This window comes from Kitasatospora sp. NPDC087315, assembly GCF_044744345.1.
GTDB lineage: Bacteria > Actinomycetota > Actinomycetes > Streptomycetales > Streptomycetaceae > Kitasatospora.
Genome location: NZ_JBIUYD010000006.1, coordinates 298484 through 325169, shown reverse-complemented (window position 1 = coordinate 325169; position 26686 = coordinate 298484). Strand labels below are relative to the sequence as shown.

Annotated in this window: 17 protein-coding genes, 1 tRNA gene and 2 pseudogenes; 13 read left to right on the top strand and 7 right to left on the bottom strand. The window is 72.3% G+C overall.

Annotated features, from left to right (window positions below; all coding sequences use genetic code 11):
* Both ACIO5D_RS11705 and ACIO5D_RS11700 read left to right on the top strand, forming a co-directional pair.
* Positions 1 to 97, top strand: a pseudogene (locus ACIO5D_RS11705) (electron transfer flavoprotein subunit beta); the annotation flags it as partial.
* A gap of 83 nt (positions 98 to 180) precedes the next feature.
* Positions 181 to 1143, top strand: a complete 963-nt coding sequence (locus tag ACIO5D_RS11700) for an electron transfer flavoprotein subunit alpha/FixB family protein (protein ID WP_400757479.1) — start codon at positions 181 to 183, stop codon at positions 1141 to 1143.
* Positions 1144 to 1221: 78 nt separating this feature from the next.
* Here the strand turns inward: ACIO5D_RS11700 and ACIO5D_RS11695 are convergent, their stop codons facing one another.
* The gene (locus ACIO5D_RS11695; protein ID WP_363608847.1) at positions 1222 to 1656 is read right to left on the bottom strand and encodes a hypothetical protein; all 435 of its coding nucleotides are present in this window, start codon (positions 1654 to 1656) and stop codon (positions 1222 to 1224) included.
* 234 nt (positions 1657 to 1890) lie between these two features.
* Between ACIO5D_RS11695 and ACIO5D_RS11690 the strand changes: the two genes are divergently transcribed.
* From ACIO5D_RS11690 to ACIO5D_RS11680, 3 genes are all read left to right on the top strand, one after another.
* The gene (locus ACIO5D_RS11690; RefSeq protein ID WP_363608845.1) at positions 1891 to 3042 is read left to right on the top strand and encodes an acyl-CoA dehydrogenase family protein; all 1152 of its coding nucleotides are present in this window, start codon (positions 1891 to 1893) and stop codon (positions 3040 to 3042) included.
* 132 nt (positions 3043 to 3174) lie between these two features.
* A complete protein-coding gene (locus tag ACIO5D_RS11685; protein WP_363608853.1) occupies positions 3175 to 3867 on the top strand; it encodes a TetR family transcriptional regulator in 693 nt (230 codons plus the stop codon).
* 214 nt (positions 3868 to 4081) lie between these two features.
* Positions 4082 to 4789 (top strand): DUF2278 family protein, encoded by a 708-nt coding sequence (locus tag ACIO5D_RS11680; RefSeq protein WP_400653643.1) that lies wholly within the window; start codon positions 4082 to 4084, stop codon positions 4787 to 4789.
* A gap of 342 nt (positions 4790 to 5131) precedes the next feature.
* Here ACIO5D_RS11680 and ACIO5D_RS11675 read toward each other — a convergent pair whose 3' ends face one another.
* The 4 genes from ACIO5D_RS11675 to ACIO5D_RS11660 form a co-directional block, all read right to left on the bottom strand.
* Complete coding sequence (locus ACIO5D_RS11675; protein WP_363608841.1) at positions 5132 to 5494, bottom strand: zinc ribbon domain-containing protein YjdM; 363 nt, start codon at positions 5492 to 5494, stop codon at positions 5132 to 5134.
* Between the two features lie 144 nt (positions 5495 to 5638).
* Positions 5639 to 6340 carry a response regulator transcription factor gene (locus tag ACIO5D_RS11670; protein ID WP_363608839.1) on the bottom strand — a complete coding sequence of 234 codons (702 nt, stop codon included), beginning with the start codon at positions 6338 to 6340 and terminating at the stop codon, positions 5639 to 5641.
* Positions 6312 to 7406, bottom strand: coding sequence for a sensor histidine kinase (locus ACIO5D_RS11665; RefSeq protein ID WP_363608837.1), 1095 nt, complete (start codon positions 7404 to 7406; stop codon positions 6312 to 6314). Before ACIO5D_RS11665 ends, ACIO5D_RS11670 begins: the two co-directional genes overlap by 29 nt.
* 147 nt (positions 7407 to 7553) lie before the next feature.
* On the bottom strand, positions 7554 to 8444 hold the full coding sequence (locus ACIO5D_RS11660) for a UbiA family prenyltransferase (protein WP_400653642.1): 891 nt from the start codon (positions 8442 to 8444) through the stop codon (positions 7554 to 7556).
* Between the two features lie 312 nt (positions 8445 to 8756).
* On the opposite strand from ACIO5D_RS11660, the pseudogene ACIO5D_RS11655 reads away from it, so the two are divergent.
* The 6 genes and pseudogenes from ACIO5D_RS11655 to ACIO5D_RS11630 form a co-directional block, all read left to right on the top strand.
* A pseudogene (locus tag ACIO5D_RS11655) lies at positions 8757 to 9866 on the top strand (2-isopropylmalate synthase); the annotation flags it as partial.
* A 70-nt stretch (positions 9867 to 9936) separates the two neighbouring features.
* Positions 9937 to 12681, top strand: a complete 2745-nt coding sequence (locus tag ACIO5D_RS11650) for an AAA family ATPase (RefSeq protein ID WP_400653641.1) — start codon at positions 9937 to 9939, stop codon at positions 12679 to 12681.
* Between the two features lie 133 nt (positions 12682 to 12814).
* Positions 12815 to 14557 carry a TIGR02677 family protein gene (locus ACIO5D_RS11645; RefSeq protein ID WP_400653640.1) on the top strand — a complete coding sequence of 581 codons (1743 nt, stop codon included), beginning with the start codon at positions 12815 to 12817 and terminating at the stop codon, positions 14555 to 14557.
* Positions 14557 to 15900: a TIGR02678 family protein gene (locus tag ACIO5D_RS11640; RefSeq protein ID WP_363608829.1), complete on the top strand. Its 1344-nt coding sequence runs from the start codon at positions 14557 to 14559 to the stop codon at positions 15898 to 15900. The genes ACIO5D_RS11645 and ACIO5D_RS11640 overlap by 1 nt, the downstream gene beginning before the upstream one ends.
* A complete protein-coding gene (locus tag ACIO5D_RS11635; RefSeq protein WP_400653639.1) occupies positions 15897 to 20129 on the top strand; it encodes a TIGR02680 family protein in 4233 nt (1410 codons plus the stop codon). Before ACIO5D_RS11640 ends, ACIO5D_RS11635 begins: the two co-directional genes overlap by 4 nt.
* Entirely contained in the window at positions 20126 to 21403 is a 1278-nt protein-coding gene (locus ACIO5D_RS11630) for a TIGR02679 family protein (RefSeq protein WP_363608825.1), read from the top strand. Before ACIO5D_RS11635 ends, ACIO5D_RS11630 begins: the two co-directional genes overlap by 4 nt.
* 439 nt (positions 21404 to 21842) lie before the next feature.
* Here the strand turns inward: ACIO5D_RS11630 and lysS are convergent, their stop codons facing one another.
* Together lysS and ACIO5D_RS11620 are read right to left on the bottom strand one after the other, a co-directional pair.
* Positions 21843 to 23516, bottom strand: coding sequence for a lysine--tRNA ligase (lysS, locus tag ACIO5D_RS11625; protein WP_400653638.1), 1674 nt, complete (start codon positions 23514 to 23516; stop codon positions 21843 to 21845).
* A 734-nt stretch (positions 23517 to 24250) separates the two neighbouring features.
* Positions 24251 to 24338 (bottom strand) — tRNA-Leu (locus tag ACIO5D_RS11620).
* Between the two features lie 292 nt (positions 24339 to 24630).
* Between ACIO5D_RS11620 and ACIO5D_RS11615 the strand changes: the two genes are divergently transcribed.
* Positions 24631 to 25974 (top strand): M20/M25/M40 family metallo-hydrolase, encoded by a 1344-nt coding sequence (locus ACIO5D_RS11615; protein ID WP_363608823.1) that lies wholly within the window; start codon positions 24631 to 24633, stop codon positions 25972 to 25974.
* A 278-nt stretch (positions 25975 to 26252) separates the two neighbouring features.
* Entirely contained in the window at positions 26253 to 26495 is a 243-nt protein-coding gene (locus tag ACIO5D_RS11610; RefSeq protein WP_400653624.1) for a chaplin, read from the top strand.
* Positions 26496 to 26686: the final 191 nt, after the last annotated feature.

The window sequence follows — 26686 nt, the reverse complement described above, 5'->3', positions numbered from 1 at the left end:
TGCGCGTCCGGCGCGGACCGCGGGCACGGTCGTCAAGGACGAGGGTGAGGGCGGCAAGGCGCTCGCCGGGTACCTCGCCGCGCAGAAGTTCATCTGAGCCGGCGCACCCGAGCCGTCTGAGCCGGTTCCACCCGGCCCCCACCCAGCCTTCCCACCACCCACGTACGGAGACATAGCGCAATGGCTGAGATTCTCGTCCTGGTGGACCACGCCGATGGTGTGGTCCGTAAGCCGGCCCTCGAACTGCTGACCCTGGCCCGCCGGATCGGTGAGCCGTCGGCCGTCGTCCTCGGTGCCGGTGCGGCCGCCGCCGAGATCGCCGCGAAGGCCGGCGAGTACGGCGCGGCGAAGGTGTACGTCGCCGACGGCGCCGAGTTCACCGACCAGCTGGTCGTCCCCAAGGTGGACGCGCTGGCCCAGATCGCCCAGGGCGCGGAGGCCGCGGCCGTCCTGGTCACCTCCTCCGGCGAGGGCAAGGAGGTCGCCGCCCGCGTCGCCCTGCGCCTCGGCTCCGGCCTCATCACCGACGCCGTCGACCTGCGGGCCGGCGACAACGGTCCGGTCGCCACCCAGTCGGTGTTCGCCGCCTCGTACACCGTGGACTCGCGCGTCAGCCACGGCGTGCCGGTGATCACGGTCAAGCCGAACGCGGTGGCCCCCGAGACGGCTCCGGCGGCCGGCGCGGTGGAGAACGTCACCGTGGCGTTCACCGGCAACGCCGCCACCGTGACCTCGCGCACCCCGCGGGTCTCCACCGGCCGCCCGGAGCTGACCGAGGCCGCCATCGTGGTCTCCGGCGGCCGCGGCGTCGGTGCCGCCGAGGGCTTCGGCGTGGTCGAGGAGCTCGCGGACGCGCTCGGCGCGGCCGTCGGCGCCTCGCGCGCCGCCGTGGACGCCGGCTGGTACCCGCACAGCAACCAGGTCGGCCAGACCGGCAAGCAGGTCTCGCCGCAGCTGTACGTCGCCAACGGCATCTCGGGCGCCATCCAGCACCGGGCCGGCATGCAGACCTCGAAGACCATCGTGGCCGTCAACAAGGACCCGGAGGCCCCGATCTTCGAGCTGGCGGACTACGGCGTGGTCGGCGACCTCTTCGCCGTCCTCCCGCAGCTCACCGGCGAGGTGAAGGCCCGCAAGGGCTGACCCGCCCCGGCTCGTACGACGGAGGGCGCACCCGGGAGACTTCCGGGTGCGCCCTCCGCCGTACAGGCCGGGGCGGCTCTACTCCGCGTACGCCGCCAGATGCTGGGTGAAACCGCCCTGGTTCGGTGGCAGCGGGCGCGGCTCGGCGGGCTGTGCCGGTACGGCCTCCTCCTGCGGCAGCAGGGTCAGTTCGGGGTGGTCGGAGCCGGCCGAGGGCGTCAGCCGGACCCGGGTGCCCACCGGAACGGTGCTGCGCAGCCCGCCGACGATGTACCAGACGTCGAAGCCCTCGTTCATCCTGATCAGCGACTTCTGCCGGGCCAGCGGCGTCCGCGCCTGCTCGACCGCGCAGCTGCGCACCACCCCGGTGCCCTCGCTCCGCTCCAGCCTCAGGTCGGTGGAGCCGCAGGTCGGGCAGAGCAGCCGCTGGAAGGTGGGGTTGCGGCACCACGTGCAGCGCTGGAAGTACAGCGGGGTGCTCCCGGTGTCGGTGTCGATGGCTGAGTGGACCACGCTGTCTCTCCCTGCGCTCGGACTGGGCTTTCCGCTGCGGCGCGGTGCGGCCGGGGGCGGCCCGGCTCTGGAGTCCGCACGACGGCGGCGCTGTACACCCGCTGTACGGCCCGCGTACCGCAGAAAAAGAATAGGGAACTCAGTGCCGCCCTGTGAAGGCACTGAGTTCCCTTTTTGCTGCACACATGCATAATGAAGGGTACTGAGTGCCGTCGTGAAACAGGAGTGCCGATCATGACCCAGGACTTCGACCTCTTCCGGATCTCCGAGGAGCACGGGATGCTCCGTGAGGCGGTGCGTTCGCTGGCCGAGGCGAAGATCGCGCCGTTCGCGGCGGAGGTGGACGAGCAGGGGCGGTTCCCGCAGGAGGCACTGGAGGCGCTGCGGGCGAACGATCTGCACGCGGTGCACGTGCCGGAGGAGTACGGGGGCGCGGGGGCGGACGCGCTGGCGACGGTGATCGTGATCGAGGAGGTGGCGCGGGTGTGCGCCTCGTCGTCGCTGATCCCGGCGGTGAACAAGCTGGGTTCGATGCCGGTGCAGCTGTCGGGCTCGGAGGAGCTGAAGACGAAGTACCTGGGGGCGCTGGCGCGGGGGGAGGGGATGTTCTCGTACTGCCTGTCGGAGCCGGAGGCGGGCTCGGACGCGGCGGGGATGCGCACGCGGGCGGTGCGGGACGGGGACTCCTGGGTGCTGAACGGGGTGAAGCGGTGGATCACCAACGCGGGCGTGTCGGAGTTCTACACGGTGATGGCGGTGACCGACCCGGAGCTGCGGTCGAAGGGGATCTCGGCGTTCGTGGTGGAGAAGGGCGACGAGGGGGTGTCGTTCGGTGCGCCGGAGCGGAAGCTGGGGATCAAGGGGTCCCCGACGCGTGAGGTGTACTTCGACAATGTGCGGATCCCGGCGGATCGGATGATCGGTGCGGAGGGGACGGGATTCGCGACGGCGATGCGGACGCTGGACCACACCCGGGTGACGATCGCGGCGCAGGCGCTGGGGATCGCGCAGGGGGCGCTGGACTACGCGAAGGGGTACGTGGCGGAGCGCCGGCAGTTCGGGAAGCCGATCGGTGACTTCCAGGGCGTGCAGTTCATGCTGGCGGACATGGCGATGAAGCTGGAGGCGGCGCGGCAGCTGACCTACGCGGCGGCGGCGCGGTCGCAGCGCGGGGACGGCGATCTGACGTTCTTCGGGGCGGCGGCGAAGTGCTTCGCGTCGGACGCGGCGATGGAGATCACCACGGACGCGGTGCAGCTGCTGGGCGGGTACGGGTACACGCGGGACTACCCGGTGGAGCGGATGATGCGGGACGCGAAGATCACGCAGATCTACGAGGGCACCAACCAGATCCAGCGGATCGTCATGGCCCGCAACCTCCCGTAGCCCTGGGGCGGTGCCGCCCGGCCACCGGGTGCCGCGGTCCGACCGGGCGGAAAAGCCGATGCTATGTTCCCGGGAATGAGCGAGAAGGAAGAACAGGACCAGCCCATGAACGACGGGCCGTCGAAGCCGGCGATGCGCGAGGCGCTCGTTGCCGCAGCCTTCGAGCTCTTCCTGGAACGCGGCTTCGAGCAGACCACCATCGACGACATCGTCTCGCTCGCCGGGGTCGGCCGGCGCTCCTTCTTCCGCTACTTCCCGGCCAAGGAGGACGTGGTCTTCCCCGACCACGAGCGCAGCCTCGCCGAGATGACGGAGTTCCTGGAGTCCGGCAGCGGCGAGGAGGACCCGGTCAAGCACGCCTGCGACGCCGCCCGCCTCGTCCTGCGGATGTACGCCGAGCAGCCGTCCTTCTCGGTCCAGCGCTACCGGCTCACCCGCAAGGTGCCCGGCCTGCGCGCGTACGAGCTGTCGGTGGTCTGGCGGTACGAGCACACGCTCGCGCACTACCTGCGCGGCCGCTTCGCCGAGCGCCCGGACGGCGCGCTGCGGGCCGACGTGATCGCGGCCGCCGTGGTCTCGGCGCACAACCACGCGCTGCGGACCTGGCTGCGCTCGGGCGGCGAGAGCGACTGGATCGCCGAGGTGGACGCGGCGATGGCCTTCGTCACCGGCACCTGGAGCGACCGGTCCACCGAGGGCGCGCCCGACGGCGACGCGGAGCAGGACGACGTGGTGGTGCTGGTCGCCAGCCGGCGCGCGCCGCTCTGGCGGATGGTGCAGGGCATCGAGGGCGCGCTGGGGGAGTCCCACCGGATCCAGCCGTAGCAGGTACGCGGCGCGGCGCCCGGCCCCTCGGGGGGGGCCGGGCGCCTTCGTCCGCCCGCCCTCCCGCCCGACGGCCTGGCCCTGTTCGCCGACCGCTCCGGAAATCCCTTGCGGCGTACGCCGGATGAACATCTGTCGATTCGCCCGTACCGGCGGCGGCCGGTACGGGATAACGGAGGGGCTCGCCCACCTGACCGGCCGAAGGACCTCATCGATGCCCATCAAGAACTACGGCGTGCTCGCCGCCACCGCCGTCGACCGGCGCCGCGAGGGCGCCACCGACACCCCGCACTACCAGATCCACCTCCGCGACGCGCACGGCACGCACTACCGGGCGGCGGTCAACGTCCAGTCGCAGCAGTCCCCTTCGGACCTGCTTTACATCGCCGTGGACGACTTCCGGCACCCGGTCACCGCGCTGCTCCCGGCGGCCGGCAGCGGCTGGACCGGCCTCCCCCCGAAACCGGGCACCGCCGCCCTGGACTTCGTCCGCGGCGGGCTCTTCGACCCGGCCGGCCTGCGCGTCCTGCCGCCCGACCGGCCGGGCGCCGACAACGACCTCGCCGACCTGCTCGACCGCCATGTGCAGCGCGCGATCCACGATCCGGCCGCCGCCGTCTACCTGTTCGGCCAGCGCTTCGGGCCCGAACCCGGGGTCCCCGACAAGGTGTTCGGCTTCCTGCCCGGCAACGGCGTCCACGACATCCACCTGAACCAGGGCAACAGCGGCCGCTTCCGCTCCGACGACGGTGTCTACCAGGACGGCGGCCTGCTGATCCACCTGCCCGCCGAGAACCGCTGGGTCGCGGTCTTCCTCGCCTTCCAGTCCCAGGCCTGGCGCACCGACGACACCACCGGCCACGCCCTCCCGGCGACCGTGCCCCACCCGACCGGCCCGAAACACCCCACCCGCACCCACTGAACCGGGACCGCCCCGCCCCGATCACTCATCCGGGTGAGCCCCGCATTCACCCGGAACGGGCGGGGCAGTCTCGTCCCGTGACCACAACCGGTAACCGCCCGAACCGTCGGGGCAACCCCACCCCCCGCCGCCGGCGCCCCCGCCCGGCCCCCCTTCACCGCACCCCGACCCGGGCCCCCGCCCGGTCCGCACCGGCCCCCCGGCCCGTCACACCCCCGCCGCCGACCCGCGCGACCGCGGTTTTCGGGTCGCCCCCCGCCCGCAATGCCGTGGCGATCGCCCGCAATGCAAAAATGCGGGCCAGGACGGCTCCTTACCCGCATTTCATGACGGCCGAATGGATCAGGCCTTCTTGACCACACTCGACTTGAGCTGCATGGGCCCGAATCCTTCGATCCTGCAGTCGATGTCGTGGCCGTCGACACCGTCGACCAGACGGATATTCCGTACCTTGGTGCCGGCTTTGATCCCCGAAGGGCTGCCCTTGACCTTGAGGGCCTTGACGACGGTCACGGTGTCGCCGTCGTTCAGCACATTGCCGACGGCGTCCTTGATCACCCGATCCCCGGAGCCGGTGGCGTCACCCGCGTCGCCACCTCCGGCGGGCACCCACTCATTGCCGCACTCCGGGCAGACCAGCAGAGCGTTCATCTCGTAGGTGTACTCACTGGAGCACTTCGGGCACGGGGGCGGGTTTTCGCTCATTCGTCCAGAATATCCGAACCCCGGCAAGCGCCCCGCCGCGTGGGCAGGTGGCAATCGCAGATGACGGCGGGTACGGGGGAAACGCTTCGTGGTCGTCGAAGCCGCCCTCGGCCTCGAATTCCGCCATGCCCCGGCCGCCCGCGCTCAGCCCGCCCGGTGGCGATGGCAGGACTGGTCGTGCGGAGGGGCGATCAGCGAGGCGCCGATCGCCTTGTTCACCGCGTCGATCCGGGAGACCGCACCCAGTTTGACGAAGATGTTGCGCAGATGGCGCTTGACGGTGGCTTCGGTGATCACCAGCCGGGTGGAGATCTGGCCGTTGCTCAGCGCCCGCGCGACCAGCTCCAGGATCTCCAGCTCCCGGGCGGACAGCACACTCTCCGTGACGCCCTGCATCTGGGCCAGGCTCTCCCGGGAGACGGCCAGGACCATCCGGTCCGAGCCGCGGTGGACGCTGCGGACCGCCGCGAGCAGCTCCTGGCCGTCCACGCTCTTCAGCAGGTAGCCCCGGATACCGGCGTTGATGAGCCGCCGGAGCAACTGCGGGCCGTCGTACATGGACAGCATGATGATCTGCGAGGACGGCGAGAGCGCCCGCATCCTGGTCACCGTGTCGGTCGGTTCGCCGTCGGGGAGTTCGACGTCCAGCAGGACGACGTCCGGTCGGTGCCGGGCGACCTGGGCGATCGCGTCGCCGCTGTTGGCGGCCTCGCTCACCACCACCATGTCGTCCTGCGACTCCAGGATCTCGCGCACCCCCTCGCGGACCAGCGCGTGGTCGTCGACCAGGGCGACGCGGGTGACGGCGGCCGCGGAGTCAGCAGCTCTGGCGTCGCGCGGGTTCATCGAGGAGCCGTCCTTTGAGAGGTACCGAGAGATCCACCCTGGTGCCGTTGCTCGGACGGCCGTTGACCAGCAGCCGGCCGCCGAGCAGTTCGGCCCGCTCGCGCATCGAGGACAGGCCGACGCCGGCGTCGGCCGGTCGCTCCTGCGGCAGGCCGCAGCCGTCGTCCTCCACCGAGGCCCGGAGCTCGTTGGGGGTGATCTCGACGTTCACCAGCAGCACTGTGGCCCTGGCGTGGCGCAGGGCGTTGCGGACGCCCTCGCGGAGGATCAGGAACACCTCGTCGAGCACCTCCGGCGGGGCCCAGGCCTCGTCCCCGTTCACCCTGAGCCGGGCCGTCACCTCGTCGGAGTCCACCGACTCCAGGTCGCTGAGCAGGGCCTTTTCCAGGCTCTTCAGCGGCTGGTGGGTGTGCAGGTCGGAGGTGACCGCGCGCAGGTGGTGCATCGACTCCTGGATGGCCTGCTGGGCGGTGGCCAGCTTGACGCTCGCCCGGTCCGGCTGCTTGTCCAGGTAGAGCGTGTAGAGCTCCAGCTGACGGTGGGTCACGCTCATCCCGTGCCCGATCCGGTCGTGGAGCTCACGGGCGATCCGGCGCCGCTCGTCGAGCTGCGCCTCGTGGATCTTGTCGACGAGTAAGCCGGTGTACGCGACCACCGACTCGCGGATCCGCAGGGTGATGCTGCGTTCCAGCGCCAGGGTGATCAGGGTGAAGGTGTCCAGCGGCCGCGGCCCCTGCGGCAGATGGCTGAATATCGTGGAGAGCGCCGCGTGGAAGAAGACCGAGGAGGCCTGGACGGACTCCCGGGGGTGCACCCCGTCCGCCGCCCGCGTCGCGCCGATGTCCCAGGCCAGCAGCTTGTACGTCTGGTCGACCTCGACCTGCCCCGCGCGCAGGCTGTTGACCACGTCGGCGATGATCTGCCGGGCGTTGACCAGGGCCTGGTTCAGTGAGACCGGGTTCTGCGCGATGGCATTGCCGACCGCCCGGAGCTCGGTCTCGTAGGCCTCGACTATCTCGGGCGTGCGCTGTTCGATCAGGTCCGCCACCTGTTGGCGAGTCGTCAAGGCTGCCTTCTCCAAACCGGTCACGTGCCGGCCCCCGTGTCGCCTTGGCCAAGCGGGGTCAAGATACCAGAACCCCATGGAAATTCGGGGGCATGAACATGGATTCAGCCAGTGGCCCTTGCCGGTCGAGCGTGTTCGAATCTTCAACTAACTCAAGGGTTTGGCCAGAATGGTGAGACCGAGGACCAAATGGGTAGCGTGCTGGGTCCACATGAAGGCCACGTACGGCCGGCGGCGCTGCGGACGCCCGCCGTGGTCGCGCAGCCCCCCACTGGTCGCCAGCACTCCGACGGCGCCGGCCAGCACCGTCACCGCGCACCAGAGCAGCCCGGTGGAGTACAGCCCCGCGAACGCCCCGAAGGCCAGTGCCACGCCCACCGCGAGCAGCCGCAGCAGCCGGGTCGCGCCGGCCACCCCGAAGGCGATCGGCCAGGTCAGCCGCCCGGCGTTGCGATCGCCCTCGATGTCGGAGAACTCCTTGGCCACCCCGCCGACTCCGCCCATCCACAGCGTCATCATCCCGGCGAACACCAGCAGCGAGTCGTCCAGCCCGTGCCCGCCGGCCAGGAAGCCGGCCAGATAGGTGGCCAGTCCGGCGGCCAGGCCGGTCGCGGTACAGGTGTAGTACGTCTTCTTCAGCGGGAACGGCGGGCCCGAGTAGGCGTAGCCGAGCAGCAGGTACAGTGCGGCGAGCACGCCCGGGCCCGGCCCGAGGGTGAAGGAGCAGCCCAGCCCGGCCGTTGAGAGCAGGACGGCCGCGGCTGTCGCGGTGCGGGCCGGCAGGCGGCCGTCGGCGATCGGCCGGGTGGAGCCGTTGCGGATGTCCTCGGGGCGGTCGGCCACGCCGTTGAAGAGGTAGACCGCGGTGGTGGCCAGGCACCAGCCCGACGCGCCGACCGCCACCCGGCCCAGGTGCGGGAAGCCACTCGGATCGCCGAGCACGGCGCCGGCCAGGTAGCGCAGCAGGAAGGCCAGTTGCACCGCCGGGCGGGCCTCACGGAGGCAGTTCCAGACGGTCTCTCGGATATGTGTCGCCACCGGTTTCCCCTCAAAGGCCCTGTCGTGCCCCGTCGTCGTCGGCGACGGGAAGTCGTCTTCCCGTTCCGAGTATGGGCAGCCGCACCGCAGGTGGTCCGGGCGTCGAGGAGGAGTGGCCCGAGGGTGGCCCGGCCAGTACTCCCTTCGATACCCCTCTGCTCATCCCTCCGGTGCGGATGGACCGACAGCGCTCTCCACACCGTTGTCCGGGGCTCCGGCGGCTCTCTAGCGTGAGCATGGCAGGGTCGGCCGCAACCGGCCCGGTACTTCCCGCATGCCCGCAACGGAAACAGTTGTGAAGGGAATCAGACTGTGAAGGCTGACCGGCTGCCCCGGCGCTACCAGGCGTTCGTTCCGATGACCCTGCCCGACCGCACCTGGCCGGACCGAACCCTCACCGCGTCGCCGCGCTGGCTCTCCACGGACCTGCGGGACGGGAACCAGGCCCTGGTCCGCCCGATGACACCGGCTCTCAAGCTTGCCATGTTCGAACTCCTGGTGGACCTGGGGTACAAGGAGATCGAGGTCGGCTTCCCGGTCGCGAGCCAGGACGAGTACGACTTCGTCAGACTGCTGATCGATCAGGACCGGATACCCGAGGACGTCCGCATCTCGGTGCTGGTGCCGGCCCGCGACGAACTGATCGAACGTACCGTCAAGAGCCTGCGCGGCGCCCGCGGCGCCACCGTCCACGTGTACAACGCCACCGCGCCGGTCTTCCGCGACCTCGTCTTCGGGATCGGCCGGCAGGAGTGCGTCGACCTCGCCGTCCGCGGCACCCGGTCGATGATGCGGTACACCGAGCGGCTGCCGGCCGGCTGCGAGGTCGGTTACCAGTACTCCCCGGAGCTGTTCAACGAGACCGAGCCGGAGTTCGTGGTCGAGGTCTGCGAGGCGGTGATGGACCTCTGGGAGCCCGGCCCGGGCCGCGAGATCGTGCTGAACTTCCCGGCCACGGTGGAGCGTTCGATGCCGCACGTGTTCGCCGACCAGATCGAGTGGCTGGACCGCAACCTCTCCCGCCCCGAGTACCGCTGCCTCTCGATCCACCCGCACAACGACCGGGGCACCGGGGTGGCCGCCACCGAACTGGCCCTGCTGGGCGGGGCGAAGCGGGTCGAGGGCTGCCTGTTCGGCGGTGGGGAGCGGGCCGGCAACGTCTGCCTGGTCACCCTCGGCCTGAACCTGCTGACCCGGGGCATCGACCCGGGCATCGACTTCTCCGACATCGACCGGATACGCCGGACCGTCGAGCACTGCTCCGGGCTGCCGGTCTCCCGCCGCCACCCCTACGGCGGCGAACTGGTGCACGCCGCCTTCTCCGGCTCGCACCAGGACGCCATCGGGAAGGGGTTCGCCGCGCTGGAGGCCGAGGCCGAGGCCGCCGCCGCCGAACCCGACCCGGCCCGGACCGCGGGCCCCGGCCCGGCCGCCGCCGAGCACCGCTGACCGGCCACCCCGCCCCACAGACGTACGAGAGGAAGCCTGAGCAATGATGCTGGTCGAACGCGATGAGCAACTGGCCTTCCTGGCCGGCCTGCTGGTCGAGGCGGTCGGGGGCCGGGGCCGGATCGCCGTGGTGAGCGGCCCGGCGGCCACCGGCACGAGCGCACTGCTGGACGAGTTCGTCGAGCAGGCGGCCGAGGCGGGCGCGCTGCCGCTGACCGCGGTCGGGTCGGCCGCCGAGGCCGGCCTCCCGCTCGGCGTACTGGGTCAGCTGCTGCGCGGTGCGCCGGTGCCGGCCGAGCAGCGGGCCACCGTCCGTGAGCTGCTCGCCGCCGATGTGGACGGACGGCATTCGGCCGCCCGGGACCTGAGCGCACTGCTGCTCGACCTGGCCGAGCGCCGGCCGCTCGCCCTGGTGGTGGACGACGTCCAGCACGCCGACCCGGACTCGCTGGCCTGCCTCTCCTACCTGACCCGCCGGCTGGGCCGCTCCCGGATCATGATCGTCCTCGGCCGTTCCGGCCAGGCCGCCCACCGCACCGCCGAGTTCCACCTGGAGCTGCTGCGCCGCCCCGGGTGCCACAGCCTGGTCCTGCCGCTGCTCACCCCCGGCGGCGTGGACCGGCTGGTCGCCGAGCGGCTCGGCCGGGAGGCCGCCGACCGGCTCGCCGCCGAGTGCCACCGGATCAGCGGTGGCAACCCGCTGCTGCTCACCGCCCTGCTCGACGGCCAGCTCGCCGCGGTGCGGGCCGGCGCCGCCGACGACGCGCTGACCGTCGCCGACGGCTACGGGCAGGCGGTCCGCAGCCTGCTGCACCGGAGCGCCCCCGGGCTGCTCCCGCTCGCGCAGGGCCTCGCCGTGCTCGGCGCCCCGGGCGGGGTCGGCCGGATGCTCGGCCTGGACGGCGCGGAGGTGGCGGGCGGTCTGCGCGAGCTGGAGGCGTGCGGCCTGCTGCACTCCGGCGACTTCCGGCACCCGGTCGCGCGGACCGCCGTCCTGCTCGACGCGGACCCCGGGCGCCGGTCCGAACTGCACCGCGGGGCCGCCGAACTGCTGTACGCGAACGGGGGCGCCGCGGCCGCGACGGCCGAGCATCTGCTGGCCTCGGGGCGGGTCGAGGAGCCCTGGACCGTCCCGGTGCTGGAGGAGGCCGCCATGCTGGCGCTGGCCGAGGGCCGGGTCGGCCAGGCCGTCGAGTACCTGCGGCTGGCCTGCCGGGTCTGCCAGGACGAGCCCCGGCTGGCCCGGATCAGGACCGCCCTGGTCCGCGCCGAGTGGCGGATCAACCCGAGCGCCCCGACCCCGCACCTCGCCGAGCTCACCAACGCCCTGCACCGCGGCCACCTGCGCCCCAGTGACGGCCTGGTGCTCGCCAAGGCCCTGCTGTGGCACGGCCGTTTCGAGGACGCCAGGGACGTGCTGTCCAGACTCGGCCTGGAGAACGGGCGGCACGACCCGGAGACCGCGGCCGAGCTGCGGACCACCCGGTCGTGGCTGCGCTGCTGGTACGCGCCGTTCCTGGCCTATGTGCCGTCCGCCGAGGAGGCTCCCGGCCCGCGCCCGAGGCCGTTCACCGCGGTCAGCCGGCGGCTGGAGGCGGCCACCGCGCTGGACTCGGTGCTCAGCAGCGGCCCGTCCGAGCAGGTGGTCGCCGAGGCCGAGCGGATCCTGCGCACCTCCCGGCTGGACGAGATGGGCATGGACACCGTCGAGTCGGCGCTGCTCGCGCTGACCTACGGCGACCGCGCCGACCGGGCCGCGCCCTGGTGCGACGGCCTGATCGCGGAGGCGATCTCCCGCCAGTCCCCGGGCCGCCAGGCGCGGCTGGCGACCATCCGGGCCGAGATCAGCGTCCGGCAGGGCGACCTGCCCGGCGCCGAGCGGCACGCCCGGCAGGCGCTGGAGATCATCCCGGCCGGCAGCTGGGGTGTGGCGGTCGGCGGTTCGCTGGCCAGCCTGCTGACCGCGCTGACCGCGATGGGCCGCTACGACGAGGCCGCCGACCAGCTCAACCTGCCCGTCCCGGAGGCGATGCTGCAGAGCCGCTACGGTCTCCACTACCTCCAGGCCCGCGGCCGGTACGAGCTGTCCACCGGGGACCTGAACGCCGCGCTCGGGGACTTCCTCGCCTGCGGCGACCTGATGGGCCAGTGGGGACTGGACGTGCCCGGCCTGGTCGCCTGGCGCGGTGAGGCCGCCGAGGCGATGCTGCAGCTGGGCGACCGCGAGGAGGCCCGCCGCCTGCTGGAGGAGCAGCTCACGATGTTCGGCCAGTCCGAGCCGCGGGCCCGTGGTGTGACGATGCGTCAGTTTGCCGCCACCTGTGAACTGCGCCAGCGCCCGGCCCTGTTGCGCAAGGCCGCGGACATCCTGCAAGAAGCCGGCGACCGGTACGAGCTCGCCCGGGCGCTCGCCGACCTGGCCAGGGCCTACCACGACCTGGGTGAGCTGCGCCGGGCCAGGCTCACCGCCCGCCGCGCCTGGATGCTGGCCGAGGAGTGCCAGGCCCGGCCGCTCACCCGGCTGCTGGGCGTGGAGTTCGGCTGGAGCGGTGGCGACCGGCCGGTCCGGGAGAGCGCCCCGGCCGTGGCCGACGCGGTGCTCAGCGACGCCGAGCGCCGGGTCGCCGAGCTGGCCGCCCACGGCCACACCAACCGGGAGATCGCCAAGCGGCTGTACGTCACGGTGAGCACCGTGGAACAGCATCTGACCCGCGCCTACCGGAAGTTGCGGGTCAGCTCGCGGGGCGACCTGCCCACGGCGATGGGCTCGCTGACCCGGGCCGGCTGACCTCCCGGCAGGGTCGGACAGCGGGACCCAAGGGCCGGACCGGGGTGTTCCGGCGGAGCTCGGCTCCGCTGGAATGCGTCCGATTCCATCGGTCGGGCCCGAATCGTCGGCGTCAGAGGCTACCCTCACCCGCATGGAGCAGCAGTCCCACCAGCCACGGAGTCACTCAGACGGTGCGGTGCCGCCGGAGGGCGGGGCCGACGAGGACCGGCTCTGGCAGCGTCTGACCGCGTACGCCTATCTGAGCGCGCCCGAGCGCCAGGAGTACGTGGCGGTCATGCGGGTGTTCTGCTCCACCCTGCTCGCCGATCTGGCGGTCCCGGACGTCCTGACCAAGCTCGCGGCGGACGGCGCCCCGACCGGGCCGCTCGACTCCGAGACGGTCACCGCCAGGCTGGAACAGCTGGTGAAGTGGGGCAACCTGCTGCGCAGCACGCACGCCGTCAAGGCGGCCAGCATCACCGAGTACCAGCGCTCGCGGGCGCGGTACCAGCTCTCGAAGCTCGGCGAGCGGGTACAGCGGGACGCCGACGAGGTGCTCGCGGGAGCGGATGCCGCCCGTGAGGTGAGCAGTGAGCTGCTCGCACTGGTGGACCGGGGGCTGCGCGAGCTCGTCTCCGCCGTGCGGCGGCCGGGCGGGGCCGATCCGCAGGAGGCGCTGGAGCAGGTCAGCACCCTGTTCGTGCAGTTCGCGGAGTTCGCCGAGTCCGTACGGGACTTCTACGCGTACCTCGGTCAGGTGCTGACCCGCTACGACCTGGACGGAGGCGAGTACCAGGGATTCAAGGGCCTGCTGCTCGACTACGTGGAGGCCATCACCGAGGACGTGTCCTTCCGGTCACCGAGGATCGCGGCGAGCCTGGCGGAGCTCTGGCCCGCTCTGCCGGGGCTGCTCCAGCGGATCGACGAGCACGCGGTCGGCCTGACCGGGCTCCCGTCGGGCCAGTCCGGAGCCCCGGGACCGTCCGGAGCCCCGGGGCCGGCGGCGACGAAGGTCCAGCGCAGTCGCGGGCGGGAGCTCGCGGACTGGGAAGGCCTGCGCGGCTGGTTCGTCGCCGCCGACGGCCAGGGCAGCCAGGTCGACCAGCTCCGGGACGCCACGCTCCGGGCCCTTCAGTCCCTCCTGGCCAATGCCAAGCGCATGCTGCGCTCGGCGTCGGGAGAGATGTCGAGGCGCCGGGACCTGCTCCGGCTCGCGGCCTGGTTCGACGCCGCCGACCCGGACGGCGCGCACGATCTCGCGGTCGCCGCGTTCGGCCTCTACGGGGCCCGCCACCTGGGGGTGGCACCGGACCCGGACGGGGCCGTGCCCGCCTACGTCAGCTGGTGGAGCGGGCCGGTCGCCGACGTGCCGGTGGCCCTGCGCGAGCGGGGGAGCCGTGCCCAGCGCGGCCGTACCGCCGCCGTCGAGGACCACTCCGCGCAGAAGCGGCGTCTGCTGGAGGAGGCCCAGGCCCGGGCGGCCGCCCGGCAGGCCGCGGCCGACGAACTGCGCAGCGCCTCCGGCCGGTTCGGGCAGGTCCGGCTGACGGCCGCCGCGATGGCGCTGCTGCTGGAGCTGCTGGCCTCCGCCCTCGGCAACGCCCAGCTGCGCCGATCCGTTCACGGAGCCGGTGGGGCGCCCGACTTCGCACTGGACGACATCTCCGCGGGCGACGCCGAACTGGACATCGGGCTGACCGCCCGGCGGGTCACCGGCGCCGCTTCGGTGCTGTACTCCGTGGACGGCGATCTGACGGTGGACGATCTGGAGATCGCGGTCACCGGGTACGGCGTTCCCGCCCTGCCGGGCCCCGCCTTCCCGGGCTCCGCCCTGCCGGGTCCCGCCTTCCCGGACGCAGCCCGGCCGACCGCCGCGGCGGAGGTGGGCGCCTGATGGTCCTGCCCTCCGCACACGATGTCGCCCTGGCCGCCGAGCGCCGGGCCGCCGCCCGGCTGCTCCTCGCCCACCCGCTGGTGACGGCCGACGGACCCCACTCCGACACCTTCCCCCTGATCCGGCGGCACGCGGACTGGCTCTCCCAGCGCTTCCAACAGGTGCTGGGATACCGGCTGCTGGTGGAGGCCTCGTTCGCCCGCCTGTTCAAAGCCGGGCTCGGCCCCGGAGCCGGCCACCGCCTGGTCCGTTCCACCGGTACGCCGTTCACCCCCCGCACCTACGCCTACCTCACCCTCGCCCTCGCGGTCCTGGTGACCGCACCCGAGCAGATCCTGCTGTCGCACCTGGTGGCGGACCTGCGCGCGGCAGCGGTGGACGCGGGCCTGGAACTCGCCGACACCGGCCGGCAGGCCGAGAAGCGGACTCTCGCCGCCGCGCTGCGACAACTGGTCGACTGGGGCGTGCTGACCGAGACCGAGGGCAGCGTCGGGTCGGTGACGGAGGAGCTCGGGGGCGAGGCACTGCTGACGGTGGACCGCGAGATCGCGAGGTCGATCACCGCCGGCCCGCTGGCGCGCAGCCGCGACGGCGCCGACCTGATCCGGCGCGCCGCCGATCCCGGGTTCGGCGGACCACGCACCTATGTGCGGCGGCGCCTGGTCGAGACACCGGTCGTCTACCTCGACGATCTCACCGACGGTGAGCGCGAGTGGCTCCGCACCCGACAGCGCAGGGAGGCACAGGCCTTCTCCGAACTGCTGGGCCTGGAGGCCGAGATCCGGGCCGAAGGAGTCGCCCTGGTCGACGCGGACGACGAGTTGACGGACCTCCCCTTCCCCGGCACCGGGACGGTCGCCCAGGCCGCGCTCCTGCTCGTGGAACGGCTCGTCCGCCACCTCCGGCCCGAGCACGCCGGCCACCCGGCCGTCGGCGGCCGGCTGGCCATCGGCGTGCCCATCCCGCCGGGGCTCCCCGACGAGATCCTCCGCGATCTGATCGAGGAGTACGGGCGGCGCGGCAACTGGCAGCGCGGCTACCTGGACGACCCGGCCGCACTGCGCGCCGACGCGCTCGACCTGCTCACCCGGATGCGGCTGGTCGCTCCCGCGGGCCCGCTCCGCTCCGACGGCCACGGAGTCCCGGAGGACTACGGGACCGGCTCGTCGGACGGCAGACCCGTCACGGAGGTACTGGCCGCACGCGGCCACCCCGCCGGCGGCCAGGTGCTGCTCGCCGCGGCCGCACGCTACGCCACAACCGTCTCGGTCCGGCAGACCGAACGCCCGCCGGCCGGCACCGGCCCGAAGACAGCACCGATTCAGGAAGACCCGACCTCGTGAGCCGCCAGTCCGCGCCCGCCGCACCGCACGACCACGCCACCCACCGCTTCCGGCTGCACCGGGCCGGCATCCGCAACGTCTGGCAGTACGACGAACAGGAGTTCCGCTTCGGCGACGGACGGCTGCTGCTGCGCGGCAAGAACGGCGCAGGGAAGTCCAAAGCCCTGGAGATGCTGCTGCCCTATCTCCTCGACGGCGACGCCCGGGCCCTGGACGCCACCGGAACGGGCCGCACCACCCTCGCCTGGCTGATGCTCGACGGCTTCGAACAGACCAACCGCATGGGTTATCTGTGGGTCGAGTTCCGCCGCACCGACGACGAGGGCACCGAGCGGTTCCTCACCGTCGGTGCCGCCGTCCGCGCCTCGAAATCCACCGGCACCGCCAAGCCGCACTTCTTCACCACCACCCGACGCGTGGGCGAGGAACTGCTCCTCGCCGAGGCCGGGCAGCCGCTGCCGCTCGACCGGCTGCGCGCCGCCGTCGGCGCGGAGAACGTCCTGGAACGGCCCGCCGACCACCGGGCGAGAGTGGCCCGGGACCTCTTCGGCCTCACCGACAGCGCGCGCTACCGCAACCTCACCCAGCTGCTCCACCGGCTCCGCCGCCCCACGATCGGCGACCGCATCGAGTCCGGCGGCCTGGTCACCGTCCTCAGCGAGACCCTCCCCGCACTCGACGAGGACGTGGTCGAGAAGGTCGCCCGCAACCTCGACGACCTCGACAGCGTCCGCGACGACCTCGGACGGCTGGAGAAGACCGACGCCGCGCTGCGGCACTTCCTCGGCGGCTACCGGGGCTACCTGCACGGGGTGCTGCGCCGGCGTGCCGGCGCCGTCGACAGTGAGCTGGACACCCTCGCCGCCCGGCGTAGAGCGGCCGGCGAAGCGGCTCAACTCGTCGGCGGGCTGAGGGCCGAGGAGACCGCGGCCACGGAGATCCGGAACCAGCTGCGCACGGAGCAGGAGGAGGCCAGGGCCGACCTCGCCGCCCTGCGCCAGAGCACCGGCTACCGCAGCCTGCAGGAACTCGGCGAGCGCCGCCGGACGGTGGAGGCCGTGCGCGTCGCGGCCTGGACGGCGTTCGAGATGCTGCGGGTGGCCCACGAAGGGGAGCATGCCGCCGGCGCCGCCGTGTCCGCCGGAGCGGAACGGGTCGGCACCGGGCTGCGCCGACTGGGCGAGTCACACCGGGAGCTGCGCGACGCGGCGGAGAGGTCCGGCATCGGTCCGGCTCACCTGGGAGAGCCGGCCGCGGTCCCGCCGGTCGTCCTCACACCCGCCGGCGAGGAGGAGATCCTCGATCCCGACGGCGTCGCCCATCCGGTCGGCCGGGACCGGGTGGCGGCGTACGACACGGTGGCGCTGGCAGGGGAGCTGCGGCGGTGGGACGCGTCGCTGGCGGCCGCGGAACCGGTCGCCAAGGCCAGGATGAGAACGGTCGGCGAGCTCGCCGGTCTGCTGGCCGAGTCCCGTAACGCCGCCGTCGCGGCGCGCGACGCGGATGTGGAACGCGAACGCCTGGGCGAGCAGGCCGAGCAGGCCACCGAGCGGGCCGGGCAGCGCCGCCGGGCGGTGCTCGCAGCCGGCGACGGGTACGCGGCGCAGGTCTCCGCCTGGGCGGAGCGCCTGGAGCGCCTGGCCGGGGTGCCTCTGGACGATGTCCGCGCGGTGGTCGCGCGCGATGAGTCCAGCGACGGGTCCGGCGACGGGTCCTTCGCCGACCGCGCGCTCCCCGCCGAGGTCTGGGAGGACGTGGCACAGACCGCCGAGCGGAGCGTCAACCCCGTCCTGGACAGGCTCGCGGGGGAACGCGACCGGACGACCCCCCGGGTTCACAACCTGTCCCTCACGCTCGACGCCCTGGTCCGTGAGAAGCGCGAGTGGGAACAGCGGACGGACCCGGAACCGCCGCGCCCCGCGCACCGGGGCTCCGCCCGGTCCGGGCCGACCGGAGCACCGCTGTACCGGGCCGTCGACTTCGCGGACGGCCTGACCGCACCGGACCAGGCCGGACTGGAGGCGGCACTCGAAGCCGGCGGGCTTCTCGACGCCTGGATCACCGCCGAGGGCGCCCTGCTCGACCCGCTCACCCAGGACACCCTGCTCCGCCCCGGCGCCGAGGTCACCGAAGGGCCGACCCTCGCCGCGGCGCTGCGCCCGGTCGTCGCACCCGGCAGCGCCGTGACGGCCGGCCGGATCGAGGCCCTGCTGGCCTCCATCCACCTGGTACCGGCCGGCACGCCCTTCGACGCGACCGCTCACAGCGCGATCAGCCCCGACGGCCGGTGGCGGCTCGGCGTCGCACAGGGCGCGTACACGAAGGCGCGGGCCGAGTACGTCGGCGCGGAGCAGCGGGCCGCCACCCGCCGCCGGCACATCGCCGAACTCGCCGACCGCATCGCGGCCGCACAGGACGCGCTGGCCGAGGAGGAAGCCCGCCTCAACGAGCTGTCGGAACGGCTCGGCGCGCTGACGACCGCCCTCCGTGACCTGCCGCGAACCCGGCCGCTCACCGATGCCTGGGCCCACCTGGCCGCGGCCGAACTCGCCGAGGACGTTCTCGTCCAGGCCACGGCCAGGGCGGCGACGAAGGCGGCCGAGGCCCGGGCCGCGAGCGTGGCGGCCCGGCGGCAAGCCGAGGCGACCGCCACCGCACACGCCCTGCCGGTCGACCCGGCCCTGCTGGACACCGTGCGCGACGCCCTCCGCGACCTGACGGCCGGCACGGTGCGCCTGCGCCGCGACCTCCTCGCCGCGGCGCGGACCGTGACCGACCACCGGGCGGAACGCGACGGCTTCGAAGAAGCCCGTACCCGTCGCTCGGCCGCGGACTCCGCCTATGCGGGGCGCCGTGCCGACCTGACCGAGGCCCGGCGCGAGATCCGCACGCTCGAGGAGACCGTCGGCGCCTCCGAACAACAGCTCCTCGCTGCCGAGGACACGATCCGCCGCCGCCTCGTGGCCGCCGCCGACCAACTGCCCAGGGCCGAGGCCAAAGCGGCGGACCTCCACGACGAGCGGGTGCGGGCCGAACAGGACGAACACGTCCGCCGCAGCGACCTCGCGACCCAGGAGACGGCCGTGATCCACCGCGGCCGGGAACTGCGCACCGCGCTCGCGGCCCCCGAAGTCCTGCGCGGCGCCGGCCTGGCCGACCGCACCGCCGAACTGACGACACCCGACCCGGCACACGACGACGCGCGCACCCGGCTCAAGGCGCTGCGCGGACTCCTCGACCACCTCCGCGGCTCACTCGATCCCGAACGACGCGACATCTCGGACACCACGCTGCTCAACCGCTTCAACGACCTGCGCGACCAACTCGCCGGCGGCTACGACGCCGCGCTGGAGGAACCCGACGGAGTCAAGGTCTGCCGCCTCGTCGACGACACGGGGCAGCACGACGTCGCGCTGGTCGGTGAACGCATCGCCGCGCAGGCGAGCGAGGCCCGGGCCCGGCTCACCGAGCGCGAACGCGACGTCTTCCAGCGCTTCCTCACCGGAGAGCTCGGCGACAACCTCTCCAGCCAGGTGCTGGCCGCCGGAGCCCTCGTCAACGCCCTGAACGACACCCTTCGTTCGGTCCGCACCTCGCACGGCCTCGGCGTCGAACTCGACTGGCGGCTGGCCGACACCGTGGACGCCGACGTCCGGGCGGCGGTGGAACTGCTGCGCGGCCCGTCCGGTCTGCGGACCCGTGAGCAGTCCGAGCAACTGCGCGAGGTGCTTCAGCGGCGCATCGAGGACGCCCGCCGGGCCGACCCCGCCGCCGGGTACGCCGCCCACCTGCGGACCGCGCTCGACTACCGCTCCTGGTTCACCTTCCAGCCGTGGGTCATCGACGACTCCGCGGCCGTCCGCAGACGCAAGTTCACCGGGCGCACCGGCCTGAGCCAGGGCGAGCAGCGCGTCCTGTCCTATCTGGTGCTGTTCGCCGCGGCGGCGGCCCACTTCACCACCCTCGCGGAGTCGGCCCCCCAGGCCCCGCGCCTCATACTGCTCGACGACGCCTTCGCCAAGGTCGACGAGCCGACCCACGCCCGGCTCGGCCGCATCCTCGTCGACCTCGACCTGGACTTCGTCCTCACCAGCGAGCGGCTGATGGGCAACTGGCCCGACGTGCCGTCCCTGCACATCTACGAATGCCTGCGGGACCCGCACCACCGGGGCGTCGCGACCCTCCACTACACCTGGAACGGCCGCAGCCGCCGACTGGTGGACGTGTGAACAGCCCCCGCGCGCTGCCCGCGGAGGTGAGGGACTGGCTGTCGAGGCCCGGCCTCGCGCGGCTGTGGGCCGCCGTCCGCGCCCGGCTGGAACGCAACGGCCTCCAGGCCACCGGAAGCATCCGCCTCACCGGGCTCGACCCGTCGGAACGCGAGGCGCTCTCCCTGCTGCTCGGCCGTCCGGTCACCCGCACCGAGGCCACCGTACGGCTCGCCGACCTGGACACCCGCCTGCGCGTCACGGCGGCCCAGTGCGGCCTGGTTCACGCGGCCGGCGAACTCGGCGGCCCCCTCACCGACCGTCGCGCCGCCCGCGCCACCGTCCACGCGCAGCGCGCCGACCTCTGGGAGTCGGCGGCGGGCACGCTGGCCTCCTCCCCCCTCGCCGGCCAGGAGTGGGCGGACCGCTGGCTGACCGACATCCGCCGCGGCGGCACCCCGGGCCGTCTCGGGCACGAGGACGCCAAGGACCTCCTCCGGCAGGCGATCCACGTCCTGGGTCTGCTCCTGACCGGCGGGGACGCCGCGGACCAGCCCCGCGGGCGAGGCGAACTCGCCTCCCTCGTCACCGGCACCGCACACGGTCTCGACGACGACACCCTGCTCTCCCGGTTCGTCCTGCGTGGCATCGCTCTCGCTCACGACGAACCGCCGCCCCCCGACGCCCCGAGCCGCCGCTCCCTCTGGCGCCTCGTGTCCGTCTCGCCCGACGAGGTGTCCAGCACCGTCCTCACCTACGGCCTGCGCCCCGTCTCCAACGGCTGGCGCGAACGGGCCCTGCGCGAGCGGGCGGACCACCACACCGAGACCCACCTCACCCTGCGGGAACTCCGCTCCCTCGACCCCGCACCCGCACCGGGCACGCGGATCCACATCTGCGAGAACCCGCGGGTCGTCGAAGCCGCCGCCGACGCCGCCCGCACGGCACCACTGGTCTGCACCTCCGGGAGCGCGGCCACCGTCGTCCTCGAACTCCTCGACGCGCTCGCCGCCGCCGGCTGCGAACTCGCCTACCACGGAGACTTCGACTGGCCGGGCATCGCCCTCGCCAACCGCCTCATCCAGCGCTACCGCGCCCACCCCTGGCGCATGACCGCCGCCGACTACACCCACCTCGCCGCCCACACCCGCGCCCAGGGCAGCCCGCCCCTCCCACTGTCCGGCCCACCCGTGCCCGCGACCTGGGACCACTCCCTCGCTCCCGCGATGACCACCCTCGGCACCGCCCTGCACGAGGAGTCCGCCCTGCACCTGCTCCTCGACGACCTGACCTGACCTGACCTGACAGCCCGTCCGGCCTCTGTCTCCTCCGTGGCCTCCACCTGCTCGGCGAGGTAGTCGACCAGCGATGCCCCAGAGGTGATGCCGCACTACCGTCTTCGCCCAGGTTGTCGGGACGCTGCGCGAACAGGGCCAAGAGGTACACCACTTCACCCTGCTCGCCGACGCCGCAACCATCCGGGACCGCCTCCGCGCCCGGGGCGAAGGCCCGGACAAGTGGGGTGAACTCAGCTGGGAGGGCCTGCAGGTCGAACGCTGCCTTGCCGCTCTCTCCGAGCCCCTCTTCGCGACGCACCTGGAGACCGCAGAACGCAGCGCCCGGGCCGTAGCAGACGAGATCCTCAGCCTCACCGGCCTCCGCCGGTCCCCCGGCACTGTGGCGTAGGAGCGAGTGGAGACGGGGCGGGGCCATGTCGGACCCCGCCCCATCGAATCATGCGACGGTCAGCAGCGACCTGATGCGTTCCGCGCCGAGGGCCAGCAGGAGCGTGGGAAGCCGCGGACCGGTGTCCCGCCCGACCAGCAGCGTGTACAGCAACGAGAAGAGCGCACGCTGAGCCGTCTTCAGTTCCGGCGTCGCGGGTACGTCCAGCTCCAGGCCGGCCTGCAGCTTCGGCACCCCGTAGACGAGGGCAGTCAGCCCGGGCAGTGACCAGTGCTCGTCCAGCCCGTCGATCAGGAGCTTCAGCGCCTCGCGTTCGGCCGGCGACAACTGCTCCAGCCTCGCGAGGTCGGGCTCTGTCCGAACCTGCGTGCGCTCTTCGGCCGGAACATAGCCGGTCACCCAGGCCTGTGCGCGGTCGAGCCGAGGTCGGGCCTGGTCCAGGTCTGCCAGCGGCGTCTCCGCAGCGAAGTCCCGGAGGATGCGGAGCGTCTGCTCCTCGTCGCCGGTGGTGATGTCCACCACCGAGGCGAGTGTCCGGAACGGCAGGACCAACTCGGTGGTAGGCAGTGTCCGAGTCGCGGAACCGATCGACCGCTCCCTCACCGCCAGTTCCGTCGGCTCGGCTTGCCCGGCGGCGGCCTTACGACCGAGTGCGTCCCACTCGTCGTACAGCCGGTTGACCTCCTGATCGAAGGCCACGGTGATCGCCTGGTTCGGCTTCCGCCGGGCGTACAGCCACCGAAGCAGCGGTGCTTCGAGGATCTGCAGGGCGTTGGTGGGCGTCGGAGCACCGCCGGCCGATCCGCTCAGCTTGGCGGCACCGCTGATGCCGACGAAGGAGTATCCGAGGTAGGTGGGGGGATGGCCGCTGAAGACCTCCCGCACCAGCTGGGAGCCGACGGTGAAGCTTGAACCGGGGGAGGAGTGGTCGACCCCGCCGGCCTCGAAGGTGACGCCTTCGTGCGCCCAGCGCATCGGCCAGTCGACCTTCCAGACCAGCTTGCCGCCATTGCCCTCGGAGAGCGCGGAGCCGTCGCTGTGGCCGCACTGGCAGGTGTAGCGGATCTCGGTGCTGTCCTCGTCGAAGGAGCTGATGGCCGTGGTGTCCCGCCCGCATGCCGCGCAGTACGGCTTGTACGGGTAGTAACCACTGTCGGTGGCTCCCTCGTCGCTTTCGTCCTCGTCCACCTCGGCTTCTGCGGCCTGCGCCTGCTTGGTGCGGTAGCGGCCGAGGACGGCATCGATCTTCTCCCGGTTCCGCATCGCGTGCAGGATCTGCTCGCGATAGGCGCCTGAGGTGTACATCTGCGTCTGGCTGATCTCGGTGACTTCGACGCCTAGGTCCGCGAGCGCTGCCCGGAACGGACTCTTGAAGTGTTCCGCCCAGTTCTCGTGCTCACCGCAGGGGTCCGGCACGGCCGTCAGGGGCCGCCCGATGTGCTCGGCGAACGAGGCCGGAAGACCCGCCGGGACCTTGCGGAGCCGGTCGTAGTCGTCCCACGAGAGAATGTGCTCGCACTCCAACCCGCGCCGTCGGATCTCATCGGCGACGAAGTGCGGAACCATGATCTCCCGCAGGTTGCCCAGGTGGATCGGGCCTGACGGGCTGATCCCGGAGGCGCACACCAGGGGCGTACCAGGGCCGCGGCGTTTGCCCTCGGCGACGACCTGGTCCGCTGCACCGACCACCCAATCGCCCTGCTTGACGCCGGCCACTGTCATGCCTCCTGTCGATATGTGCTGCATGAACAACCAGAAGAATACGGGCTGCCAGGGGTTCGGCGAACCGCCCGCCACTCGGACGGCTCTTGACCATTCTGGCCGTCAGAATCTGTCAGCAGCAACATAATTGGAGTTCCCGAGCGGAACGCATGACCCGCAAGGCGGTGGCATGCCGGCCTGAGCAAGATTCGTTCCGAAGGGGGTTGGGTGGTGGCCGAGATGAGTGGACGCCACTGCGGGGGGTGCCGGGCGCTGTTGAGCCGGTACAACTCCGGAGAACGATGCTCTGCATGTCTCGGGCAGGTGCGGGTCGAGGAGGCGCTCTGACAGGACGCCCGGATCGTCGAGACCGTGGCGGGTTGGGACGTCGGCACCCTTCGCGCGGCTCCTCCGCAAGGCGGTGAACGCCGACAGGTCCACCGCGGCCAAGGCCTCTTGCGCCGGGGTGCGCGAGCTGGCCGATGAAGCCGAGGACTTCGACCTGATGGCGTGGGTCCGAGAGACATCTGCGGCTGGGAGGTGTCGGCGAACGTTCGGCATTGCTCGCCGGGCTACACGATGGCCCGGTGCGGGCACTGTCGTGAGGACGGGGCCGGAAAGCCGGTCGCGAGCAATGCTGGCAGGGTTGACCTGTCTGCCCCGGTCTCACAGGGGATTCGCCGGGCGGTTGGTCGCGCGGGTGGTCACGCCGCAGCCAGGAAAAGCAAAAGGCCCCTGATAAACAGGGGCCTTGCTGGTGTCCGAGGGGGGACTTGAACCCCCACGCCCGATAAAGGGCACTAGCACCTCAAGCTAGCGCGTCTGCCATTCCGCCACCCGGACCGGGTGTTTGTCTTTGCGGCCTTGTCGGTCGCGCTGACAGATGTAACTGTAGCAAAGATCGGCTGGCGGTCCCAAAACGGCCGGGGGTGGGAGTGCGGGGCCGGTGACGGGGGCTGGTGGTGGCGTGTGGCGGGGGTGTGACCAGGGGGTTTCGGGAGGTGTCCGCGGGCTTCGCGGGGTGGATCCGGGTGGGGGGCTGGGGGAGGATGGGCGGACGTGCTCGTACGACCTGGGTGCAGGTCCTGGGGGTGGCGCGCTGTCGCGTCCGTGCGGGCAGAGACGAGGAGTGACCGTGAGCGAGCGGAGCGAGTCGACGGAGCGGGCGGCGGCGCCGAAGGTGACGGCCGAGTCGGAGGTCGCCGGGATCTGCCGCGATCTGATCCGGATCGACACCAGCAACTACGGTGACGGTTCCGGGCCGGGGGAGCGGAAGGCCGCCGAGTACGTGGCCGAGCAGCTTGCCGAGTTCGGGATCGAACCGCAGATCTTCGAGTCGGCCAAGGGCCGCGCCTCGACCGTCGTCCGGATCGAGGGGGAGGACCGCTCGCGCCCGGGTCTGCTGATCCACGGCCACACCGACGTGGTGCCGGCCAATGCCGCGGACTGGACGTACGACCCGTTCGCGGGCGAGATCGCGGACGGCTGTGTCTGGGGGCGCGGCGCGGTCGACATGAAGGACATGGACGCGATGACGCTGGCGGTGGTCCGCGACCGCCTGCGCACCGGCCGCAAGCCCCCGCGTGACCTGGTGCTGGCCTTCGTCGCGGACGAGGAGGCGGGCGGCACGTACGGCGCCCGGTACCTGGTGGACAAGCACCCGGACCTGTTCGAGGGCGTGACCGAGGGCATCGGCGAGGTCGGCGGCTTCTCCTTCACCGTCAACGACCAGGTCCGGCTGTACCTGGTGGAGACGGCCGAGAAGGGCATGCACTGGATGCGGCTCACGGTCGAGGGCCGGGCCGGGCACGGGTCGATGGAGAACGACGACAACGCCATCACCGAGCTGTGCGAGGCGGTGGCCCGCCTCGGGCGGCACACCTTCCCGCTGCGGATCACCAAGACCGTCCGGGCTTTCCTGGACGAGCTGTCGGACGCGCTCGGCGTCAAGCTCGACCCGGAGAACATGGACGAGACGCTGCGGGTGCTGGGCGGCATCGCCAAGATGATCGGCACCACGCTGCGCAACACCGCCCAGCCGACCATGCTCGGCGCCGGCTACAAGGTGAACGTGATCCCCGGGCAGGCGACGGCGCACGTGGACGGGCGCTTCCTGCCCGGCTACGAGGAGGAGTTCCTGGCCGAGCTGGACAGCGTGCTCGGCCCGCGGGTGAAGCGCGAGAGCCTGCACTCGGACAAGGCGATCGAGACCAGCTTCGACGGGGCGCTGGTCGAGGCGATGCAGACCGCGCTGCGGGCGGAGGACCCGATCGCGCGGGCCGTGCCGTACTGCCTCTCCGGCGGCACGGACGCCAAGTCGTTCCAGGACCTCGGCATCCGCTGCTTCGGCTTCGCGCCGCTCCAGCTGCCGCCGGAGCTGGACTTCGCGGGGATGTTCCACGGTGTCGACGAGCGGGTGCCGGTGGACGGTCTGAAGTTCGGCGTTCGGGTGCTGGACCGGTTCATCGACGCCTGCTGACCGAGGTCCGCCGGGCCGGCGCGAGCCGGGCGCAGTGACCGGACGGCCCGTTCCCGGAGTGCCGGGGGCGGGCCGACCGCATTGTCCGAGCTAATGATTTGGGACAGCGAGGAGGAGATCGACAGAAACGATTCTGCTTGACTATTCGGGTCGATCATCTGTGCGGTGAATCACCGTTGCGGGTGAATGGGCGGAGCGCTCCGTACCCCGTTTGCCACACTCTCGTTCACTCCTATGCAGCCCGCCGAACGGGTCGCGTTATCCATACAGGAGGAATGATGAAGGTCAAGAAGATCGCCGCCGTTGCCGCCGCCACCGGCGGCCTGGTGCTGGCCGCCGCCGGTATCGCGTCCGCTCACGGTGGCGCCGCCGCCAACGGTGTGGCCGCCGGCTCCCCGGGCGTCGTCTCGGGCAACCAGATCCAGGTCCCGGTGCACATCCCCGTGAACCTCTGCGGCAACACCATCGACGTGATCGGTGTGCTGAACCCGGCGTTCGGCAACCACTGCGCCAACTTCTGAGTCGCGCAGGCTTCTGAGCGCCCGATTGACCGCATGATCGGCTGATCATCGGATCGACTCGCTCGGCCCCCGGGTGGCGGAAACGCCGCACCGGGGGCGCTTGCCTGCTCAGGGCCGGGCGGGGTTCCCTCAGGGGTGGTCGGGGTCATCCCTCGATCGGGTGAAAGAGGTTTGTTTCTCCCAACTTCTCC